Annotated in this window: 7 protein-coding genes; 6 read left to right on the top strand and 1 reads right to left on the bottom strand. The window is 67.6% G+C overall.

Annotated elements, in window-relative coordinates:
* Window positions 1–7: 7 nt before the first annotated feature.
* On the bottom strand, window positions 8–349 hold the full coding sequence (locus ACTJJK_RS15465) for a DMT family protein (RefSeq protein WP_031373576.1): 342 nt from the start codon (window positions 347–349) through the stop codon (window positions 8–10).
* Between the two features lie 106 nt (window positions 350–455).
* Here ACTJJK_RS15465 and ACTJJK_RS15470 point away from each other — a divergent pair, with 106 nt between their 5' ends.
* The 6 genes from ACTJJK_RS15470 (at window position 456) to ACTJJK_RS15495 (ending at window position 7,506) form a co-directional block, all read left to right on the top strand.
* Window positions 456–1,166 carry a response regulator transcription factor gene (locus ACTJJK_RS15470; RefSeq protein WP_031373577.1) on the top strand — a complete coding sequence of 237 codons (711 nt, stop codon included), beginning with the start codon at window positions 456–458 and terminating at the stop codon, window positions 1,164–1,166.
* A gap of 12 nt (window positions 1,167–1,178) precedes the next feature.
* A complete protein-coding gene (locus ACTJJK_RS15475) occupies window positions 1,179–2,507 on the top strand; it encodes a sensor histidine kinase (protein ID WP_051885307.1) in 1,329 nt (442 codons plus the stop codon).
* 197 nt (window positions 2,508–2,704) lie between these two features.
* Window positions 2,705–4,282 (top strand): efflux RND transporter periplasmic adaptor subunit, encoded by a 1,578-nt coding sequence (locus ACTJJK_RS15480; RefSeq protein WP_440730650.1) that lies wholly within the window; start codon window positions 2,705–2,707, stop codon window positions 4,280–4,282.
* Window positions 4,279–4,989: an ABC transporter ATP-binding protein gene (locus ACTJJK_RS15485; protein ID WP_031373580.1), complete on the top strand. Its 711-nt coding sequence runs from the start codon at window positions 4,279–4,281 to the stop codon at window positions 4,987–4,989. The genes ACTJJK_RS15480 and ACTJJK_RS15485 overlap by 4 nt, the downstream gene beginning before the upstream one ends.
* Window positions 4,986–6,224 (top strand): ABC transporter permease, encoded by a 1,239-nt coding sequence (locus tag ACTJJK_RS15490; protein WP_031373581.1) that lies wholly within the window; start codon window positions 4,986–4,988, stop codon window positions 6,222–6,224. The genes ACTJJK_RS15485 and ACTJJK_RS15490 overlap by 4 nt, the downstream gene beginning before the upstream one ends.
* Window positions 6,225–6,309: 85 nt before the next feature.
* Window positions 6,310–7,506, top strand: a complete 1,197-nt coding sequence (locus tag ACTJJK_RS15495; protein ID WP_440730651.1) for a hypothetical protein — start codon at window positions 6,310–6,312, stop codon at window positions 7,504–7,506.
* Window positions 7,507–8,151 lie beyond the last annotated feature (645 nt).

The raw sequence follows: 8,151 nt of genomic DNA on the forward strand, positions 1-8,151 counted from the left end.
GGGAAGCTCAATCCAGGAAAATCAGCCAGGCCGCGACCACGATCAGGCCGAACCCGGCCCAGTGGTTCCACTTCAGCGGCTCGCCGAGGTACCAGGCCGAGAAGCCGGCGAACACCAGCAGGGTGATGACCTCTTGCATGCCCTTGAGCTGCGGCGCCGAGTACACCGCGCTGCCGAGACGGTTGGCGGGTACCTGCAGGCAGTACTCGAACAGGGCGATGCCCCAGCTGACCGCGATCGCGATCATCAACGGCGAAGACTTGTATTTGAGATGGCCGTACCAGGCGAACGTCATGAAGATGTTCGAACCGAGCAAAAGCAGGATCGGGTAGAGGCGTTCGGCGAGCATCGGGGCGTTTCGTGACGGAGTGGGCGGTCAGCGTAACGAGGGTCTTCACGGGCCGTCCACCTTGGCGAGGGCAACCTTCACAAAACTGAAGGAATGGAGAGGCTGCATGCAGGGTACGAGAGACGGGGGGCTGGTCCTGATCGTCGAAGACAACCGCAATATCTCCGAAATGGTCGGCGAGTACCTCGAAAGCCGCGGCTTCGAGGTCGATTACGCGGCCGATGGTCTCGACGGTTACCGCCTTGCCACCGAGAACAGTTACGACGTGATCGTCCTGGACCTGATGCTGCCGCGCATGGACGGCATCGAGGTCTGCAAGAAGCTGCGCGAAGAGGCCCGCAAGTCCACGCCGGTGCTGATGCTGACCGCACGCGATACGCTCGACGAGAAGCTCACCGGTTTGAGCGCCGGCGCCGACGACTATCTGACCAAGCCTTTCGCGATCCAGGAACTGGAAGCGCGCCTGCGCGCCCTGATCCGGCGCGAGCGCCGCCAGGTCGGCGGCGAGGTGCTCAAGGTCGCCGACCTGGTGCTCGACCCGGCCAGCCTGCGGGTCACCCGCGGCGGCAGCGAACTGCAACTCTCGCCGATCGGCTTGCGCCTGTTGACCATCCTGATGCGCGAATCGCCGCGCGTGGTCAGCCGCCAGGAGATCGAGCGCGAGATCTGGGGCAACGGTTTGCCGGACTCCGACACCTTGCGCAGCCATCTGTACAACCTGCGCAAGACCATCGACAAGCCGTTCGACAAGCAGCTTTTGCATACCGTGCAGAGCGCCGGCTACCGGGTGGCAGACATCTCCCAGCCGCCGGACTGACCGGCCGCGATTATGCCGCAGGGGCTACCGCGCAAGATCAAGCTCGCGTTCATTCTGCAAGCCTTGATCGGCAGCATCGCGATCACGCTGGGCATCCTCCTGGCGGGACTCGCGGTGCGCCACGTGGTGCTGGAACAGCGCATGCAGCGCGAGGCCGACGACTACTGGGCCGGGCGCATCCGCGACCCCAACTATCCGTTGCCGCGCACCTCGACCACGCGCGGCCATTTCGTCCCGACCGGCGCCAGCGACTCGCTGCTGCCGATGGTGATCCGCGGGGTCGACTCGGGCCTGCACAACCTGCCCGGCGGCGGCCGGGTGGTGCTGGTGGACCGGCGCGAGCCCGGCACCTTCTACATGATCTACGCCACCGAGCTGATCGACGAGGCGATCCTCTACACCGGCCTGTTCTCGCTGCTGCTGTCGTTGCTGACGACGTATCTGATTTCCTGGCATACCTACCGCACCTCGAAGCGACTGGTCTCGCCGGTGAGCTGGCTGGCCAACGTGGTCTCGCAATGGGATCCGCGCGATCCCGACACCAGCCTGATCGAGCCGATCAAATTCCCCTACGACCCCGGCAGCGAAGTGCGCCGCTTGTCGAGCTCGCTCAGCGGCCTGGCCGAACGAGTCAGCGACTTCGTCGAGCGCGAGCGCGATTTCACCCGCGACGCCAGCCATGAACTGCGCACGCCGTTGACGGTGATCCGGGTCGCCACCGACCTGATGCTGGCCGACCCCGACACGCCCCTGCGCGCGCAACGCTCGTTGCTGCGCGTGCAACGCGCCGGGCGCGACATGGAGGCGGTGATCGACGCCTTCCTGATCCTGGCGCGCGAGTCCGACGTCGAGCCGCAGTCCGAAGATTTCCTGGTCCGCGACATCGTCGACAACGAGATGGAGCGGATCCTGCCGCTGCTCAACGGCAAACCGGTCGAGTTGCATCTTTACGACGAGGGCGGGCCGCGCCTGACCGCGCCGCCGCACGCTCTCGGGGTCATGGTCGGCAACCTGCTCAGCAATGCGGTGCGCTTCACCGACCAGGGCCGCATCGACGTGCGCCTGAGCCGCGACAGCATCGAGATCCGCGACACCGGCATCGGCATGTCGGTGGAAACCCTGACCAAGGCCTTCACCCCGTTCTACCGCGCCGACTTCTCGGTCGGCGACGGCAAGGGCATGGGCCTGTCGATCGTGCGCCGGCTCGGCGAACGCTTCGGCTGGCCGGTCACCCTGACCAGCGCGCCCGAGCAGGGCACCACCGCGGTGATCCGCTTCCGCCCCGGCAGCGCCACCCTGAGCACCCATATGCCGCCGCTGCCGCGCCGACCCGGCGCCTGAGCCCGGCCGCCGGCTGCGACGCTTTCGCGCCCTGGCGAATCCCTGTGCAGAATCGCTTGCCGCCAAGCGCTCGCTTCGCCTGCACCGACCGTGGCGGAAACTGAACCGTTCGTGCCCGATGCGGTCAATGCAGCGAGCGCTGTCAACCGCATTCAGCCACGCGCGTTCGCGCCTTCATAGCCCACGATCCGAGTCCCATGAGCGCAGCCAAGCCGACCTCACCCGCGACGAACAACAACGGGCGCCGCAAATCGCCGTGGCCCAAGCGCATCGTCGCCGCGGCGGTGGCGCTGGCCGTGGCCGGCGGCGCCTGGACTTACTACCGTCAGCGCAATGCCGAGGACGCCGCGGGCGCCTATCGCACCGCCAAGGTCGAACGCGGCGACATCCGCGTCGCGATCTCGGCCACCGGCGCACTTTCGGCGATCTCGACCGTCGACGTCGGCAGCCAGATCTCCGGCCAGGTCACCGAGGTGCTGGCCGACTACAACGACCGCGTGACCAAGGGGCAGGTGATCGCGCGTATCGACCCGGCCACCTACGAAGCGCAGATCGCCCAGGGCTCGGCCCAGGTCAGCAACGCCCGCGCCAGCCTCGCCACCGCGCAGGCGACCCTGCGCAATGCCGAGCTGGACTACCAGCGCAAGTCGGAACTGGCCAAGAACCAGCTCGTCGCGCGCAGCGACGCCGACCTGGCCCGCGCCGCGCGCGACCAGGCCCGCGCCCAGTTGGCCGGCGCCGAAGCCCAGATCAACCAGCAGATCGCCTCGACTCAGACTTCGCGCCTCAACCTGCAGCGCACGGTGATCCGCGCACCCGTGGACGGCGTGGTGCTGACGCGCAGCATCGAGCCCGGCCAGACCGTGGCCGCGAGCCTGCAATCGCCGGTGTTGTTCCAGATCGCCGAAGACCTGTCGAAGATGGAAATCGTGTTGGCCATCGACGAGGCCGACATCGGTCAGGTCAAGCCGGGGCAAAGCGTCAACTTCACCGTCGACTCGTTTCCCGATCGCCAGTTCCGCGGCGCCGTGCAGCAGGTACGGTTGTCGGCGACCAACACCAGCAACGTCATCACCTATCCGGTCGTGGTTTCGGTCGACAACGTCGACGGCGTGCTGCTGCCGGGCATGACCGCCAACGCCGAGATCGAGGTCAGCCGCCGCGACGACGTGCTGCGGGTCAGCAATGCCGCGCTGCGCTACAAGCCGGCCGACGAAGCGGCCGGTGCGGGCGCCGCGAACGGTCCGGCCGGCGGCGCGCGCGGCGGCCTCAGCGGCGACCTGCCGCGGGTGGCCCAGGCGCTCAAGCTCGATACGAACCAGCAGGCGGCGTTCGACGCCGCGCTGGAGCAGATGAAGCAACGCATGGCCGCGCGCACTGCGGTGCCGACTGCGGCCGCGCCGGGCGGCGGTGGCGGCGCGCCGATCATCATCGGCGGCGGGCGCGGCCCGGGCGGTGGTGGCGGCAACAACAACCGCGGCAACCGCAGCGGCGGCGCCGTCTCCGGCGCGGCGCGCCAGCGCATGCAGGAACGCTTCAACCAGCAGTTCGGCTCGTTCCGCTCCATGCTCGACGAGGCCCAGCGCAAGCAGTGGGATGCCGAGATCGCCAACCTGGTCACCGCGCGCCGCGTACCGCTGTACAAGCTGGTCAAGGGCGAGCCGGAACAGATCGTGGTCCGCGTCGGCGCCAGCGACGGCAGTTGGACCGAAGTCTCGGGCAACATCCAGGAAGGCGACGAGATCGTGGTCGGCAGCGGGCGCGGCACGAAATGAGCGGCGGCATCGCTGACGCCACCGCGGTCATCGAGACCCGCGCGCTCGGCAAGGTCTATTCGCCCGGCACCGAGGCCGAAGTGATCGCCCTGCACGGCGTCGAGATGTCGATCGCGCGCGGCGAGTTCGTCGCGATCATGGGGCCGTCGGGTTCGGGCAAGTCGACCCTGATGAACCTGATCGGCTGCCTCGACACGCCGACCAGCGGCGTGTACCTGTGCGACGGCATCGACGTCGCCAGCCTCGACGCCGAAGAGCGCGCCATCCTGCGCCGCGACAAGATCGGTTTCGTGTTCCAGGGCTTCAACCTGTTGCCGCGCATGAGCGCGCTGGAGAACGTGGCGATGCCGATGGGCTATGCCAACGTGCCGCGCGACGAGCGCATGCTCCGCGCACAGCAGGCGCTCGACGCGGTCGGCCTCAGCGGCCGCGCCGGCCATCGGCCGAGCGAATTGTCCGGCGGCCAGCAGCAGCGCGTGGCTATCGCGCGCGCGCTGATCAACCGTCCGCCGATCCTGCTCGCCGACGAACCCACCGGCGCGCTCGACACCCGCACCGGCGAGGAGATCCTCGCCCTGTTCAAGCGTCTGCAGGCCGAGGACCACACCGTCGTGCTGATCACCCACGACCCGGACGTGGCCGCGCACGCCGACCGCACCTTCGTCATGCGCGACGGCGAACTGCACGTGCAGGAGGCCGGCGCATGAGTTTCATGGAAGTCCTGCGCACCGCCATCTTCGCCCTGCGCGGCAATTGGCTGCGCAGCGCGCTGACCTCGCTCGGCGTGATCATCGGCATCGCCGCAGTGATCGTGATGGTCTCGGTCGGCCAGGGCACGCAATCGGAAATCGACAAACTGGTTTCGGGGCTGGGTTCGAATCGGCTGGACATCAGTTCGGGCGGCGGCGGACGCGGCAGCGGCGGCGTGCGCCTGAGTTCCTCGAGTTTCTTCACCCTGACCGAGGCCGATGGCGAGGCGATCCGCAACGAAGTCTCGGAAGTGCAGTACGTGGCCGCCTCGTTGCGCGGCGGCACCCAGGCGGTCTACGCCGAAAACAATTGGTCGACGCAGTGGCAGGGCGTGCAGGCGGATTTCTTCGACATCAACGGCTGGACCATCGCCTCCGGCGCCAGCTTCGAGGCGCGCGACTACGGCAGCGGCGCCAAGTCGGTGATCCTCGGCGAAACCGTGCGGCGCGAACTGTTCGGCGACGAAGACGCGATCGGCCAGACCGTGCGTCTCGGGCGCGTGCCGTTCACCGTGGTGGGCACGCTCAAGCCGAAAGGGCAGGGCGGTTTCGGCCAGGACCAGGACGACGTGGTGCTGGTGCCGTTGGAAACCGGGCGCCGGCGATTGCTGGGCGCGATGGGCCTGCCGACCGGTGCGGTCATGCAGATCGCGGTCGGCGTCGGCCGCGCCGAGGACGTGGCCTATGCGCAAGAGGAAATCGAAGGCTTGCTGCGCCAGCGCCACAAGATCCAGCCCGGCGGCGACGACGACTTCAGCGTGCGCAACATCGCCGAGGTGGTCGCCACCCGCACCCAGACCACGCGTTTGATGTCCCTGCTGCTTGGCGCGGTGGCGACGATTTCGTTGATCGTCGGCGGCATCGGCATCATGAACATCATGCTGGTGTCGGTGACCGAGCGCATCCGCGAGATCGGCCTGCGCATGGCGGTCGGCGCCGGCCCCAGCGACATCCAGCGCCAGTTCCTGGCCGAGGCGATGCTGATCTCGCTGATCGGCGGTGCGCTGGGCATCGCCATCGGCGTGGTCGGCACGATCCTGGTCGGCAAGTTCGGCGCCCTGCCGATCGCCTTGAACGGGCAGATCATCGCCCTGGCGGCGGGCTTCTCGATCGCCACCGGCCTGTTCTTCGGCTATTACCCGGCGCGCAAGGCCTCGCAGCTCGACCCGATCGAAGCCTTGCGTCAGCAGTAGCGCGACCGACCGCGACCAACGGCACGGGCACGCGCCGCCGTGCCGTGACAGCGTGGCCGGGTCGTCGGATCGGAGCGGAGCGCACATGAGCAAGTGGTGGTTGGCGGTGCTGTTGCTGTTGCCGTCGCAGGCATTCGGCGCGCAGGCCGGCGCGACGCCGGCGACGGTGATCGTGCTGGGCGTCGACCACGCCGCGCAATTGGTGTCCGAGCGCGACCAGCCGGCACTGCTGGACGCGTTCCTCGATCGCGCCAAGCCCGATGCGATCTGCATCGAGCGTGCGCCGGAAGCGTTCGCGCGCGGCGACTTCTACGAGTTCACCTACGAGGTACAGGACGTGGCGGTGCCGTTCGCGCGCCGGCACGGGATCGAGTTGTGCCCGATCGACTGGGAGCCGCCGGCGGAGGACCAGCGGCTTGGCTTCGGCCTGAGCCTGGACGCACCGCCGGAGCTGCGTCCGGCCAAGGGTTTCATGGGCTTTCTCGCCTTCGGCCAAGAAGCGTCGATGCGCGATTTCTTCCATGCCGACGACCCGGCCAAGCTGGCCAAAGTGGCGAGTTGGGCCGCGACCCCGGCCTCCCGCGCCAAGCACGACCTGCCGCGCCGGCTCTATCTCTACCGCACCTATCTGCAGGCGCAGCGCATCGCCGCCGCGGCGCGTGCGCATCCGGGCGGCACGGTGGTGGTGGTCGTGGGCGAATTCCATAAGCACGATATCGAAGCGATCCTCAAGGACGAACCCGGCGTGCGCCTGGTGCAGCCGTCGTCGCTGGGCCGCCCCGATGCCAAGGCGATCGCGGCGCACGACCGCATCGAGTACCGCACCGCGATTGCGAGTTTCAATCTGCTCGGCCAGCAATCGGTAGCCGGTCCGGTGGATTACGGCTACGTCGGACGCGCGGTGGCGGCGCTGGAAGCCGCCGGCGCAACGCCGCAGGCGCGGCTGTTCCAGGTTCGCCTGGATCTGCTGCAAGGCCGGATCGAGCGCGGAGAGGCCATCGCGCGCTACCGCGCCATCGCCGCCGACGCCGGCGATGCGCGTTTCGCCTGGACCGGAGTCAAGGATGTCGCGCGCGTGGATTCCTGGTTCGACCCGTTCGGCAACCTCGACGTACGCCGCCGCGCCCTGCTGGAGGCGGCGCGGGAATCCTGGGCGGCCGGCGATGCGGCCGCTGCGAGCGAGTTGCTGGAGGCCTGCACCGAAGGGCTGAGCCTGCGGCAACGCGAGCAGTTGCGTGGCTATTGGCAGCGCGATGTGGCGGTGGCGAAATCCTCGCGATAGAAGGGGCGCAGATCCCGATGGAGAGTTCTCGTCTGGATGTTGGCTGCCCTCTTGTAGGAGCGGCGTAAGCCGCGACTCGTAGCCAAGTTGGCGTCGCATCTTTCATTCCGGCTGAAACCTTAGGCTGTGCCGTCGATATTCGATATTCGATGGCGGCGTTGTTGCTGTTGCTGTTGTTGTGCGTCGCCCAGCACTCGCGAAGGCAATCGAAGACCCGGAGGGCGGCCCGCAAGGATGCGGGCCGTTTTTCATCGGGACAGGGATGTCCCGTATGAAAAATCCCCGCGGAGGCACCGCTCGTGCGGGCCTGTGATTCAAAGCAAAAGCATTTTTCTTTGGTGACTTTTGACCGAAGGGAATCCAGGCGGCCTTTTGTTGCTTTAGACAAAAGAAAGTTACCCGCCGCTTTAGTGGCGGAAGCTTTAGGCGTTTGATCTAGATCTAGATCTTGCTTGAGCGATACGCCGCAAACCCGCGACAGCGCGGTCGCGGCTCGCGCCGCTCCTACCCTGGGCTCCAGCCGGGAGCAGCGCGAGGTTGAGGTGTAGTGGTCGCCGCTTTAAGGGTAGGAGCGACGCAAGTCGCGACCGCGTTCTCGCGGCCTCCGGCGTGTCTCTCAAGCAAGAGCAGAGCTTCCGTCCGCTA

Source organism: Lysobacter sp. 22409 (assembly GCF_052045105.1).
Classification (GTDB): domain Bacteria; phylum Pseudomonadota; class Gammaproteobacteria; order Xanthomonadales; family Xanthomonadaceae; genus Lysobacter; species Lysobacter antibioticus_B.

What these genes read in the sequence shown, in the direction of transcription:
- ACTJJK_RS15465 (WP_031373576.1), bottom strand. Translation starts at nt 349, where the DNA reads ATGCTCGCCGAACGCCTCTACCCGATCCTGCTTTTGCTCGGTTCGAAC.
- ACTJJK_RS15470 (WP_031373577.1), top strand. Translation starts at nt 456, where the DNA reads ATGCAGGGTACGAGAGACGGGGGGCTGGTCCTGATCGTCGAAGACAAC.
- ACTJJK_RS15475 (WP_051885307.1), top strand. Translation starts at nt 1,179, where the DNA reads ATGCCGCAGGGGCTACCGCGCAAGATCAAGCTCGCGTTCATTCTGCAA.
- ACTJJK_RS15480 (WP_440730650.1), top strand. Translation starts at nt 2,705, where the DNA reads ATGAGCGCAGCCAAGCCGACCTCACCCGCGACGAACAACAACGGGCGC.
- ACTJJK_RS15485 (WP_031373580.1), top strand. Translation starts at nt 4,279, where the DNA reads ATGAGCGGCGGCATCGCTGACGCCACCGCGGTCATCGAGACCCGCGCG.
- ACTJJK_RS15490 (WP_031373581.1), top strand. Translation starts at nt 4,986, where the DNA reads ATGAGTTTCATGGAAGTCCTGCGCACCGCCATCTTCGCCCTGCGCGGC.
- ACTJJK_RS15495 (WP_440730651.1), top strand. Translation starts at nt 6,310, where the DNA reads ATGAGCAAGTGGTGGTTGGCGGTGCTGTTGCTGTTGCCGTCGCAGGCA.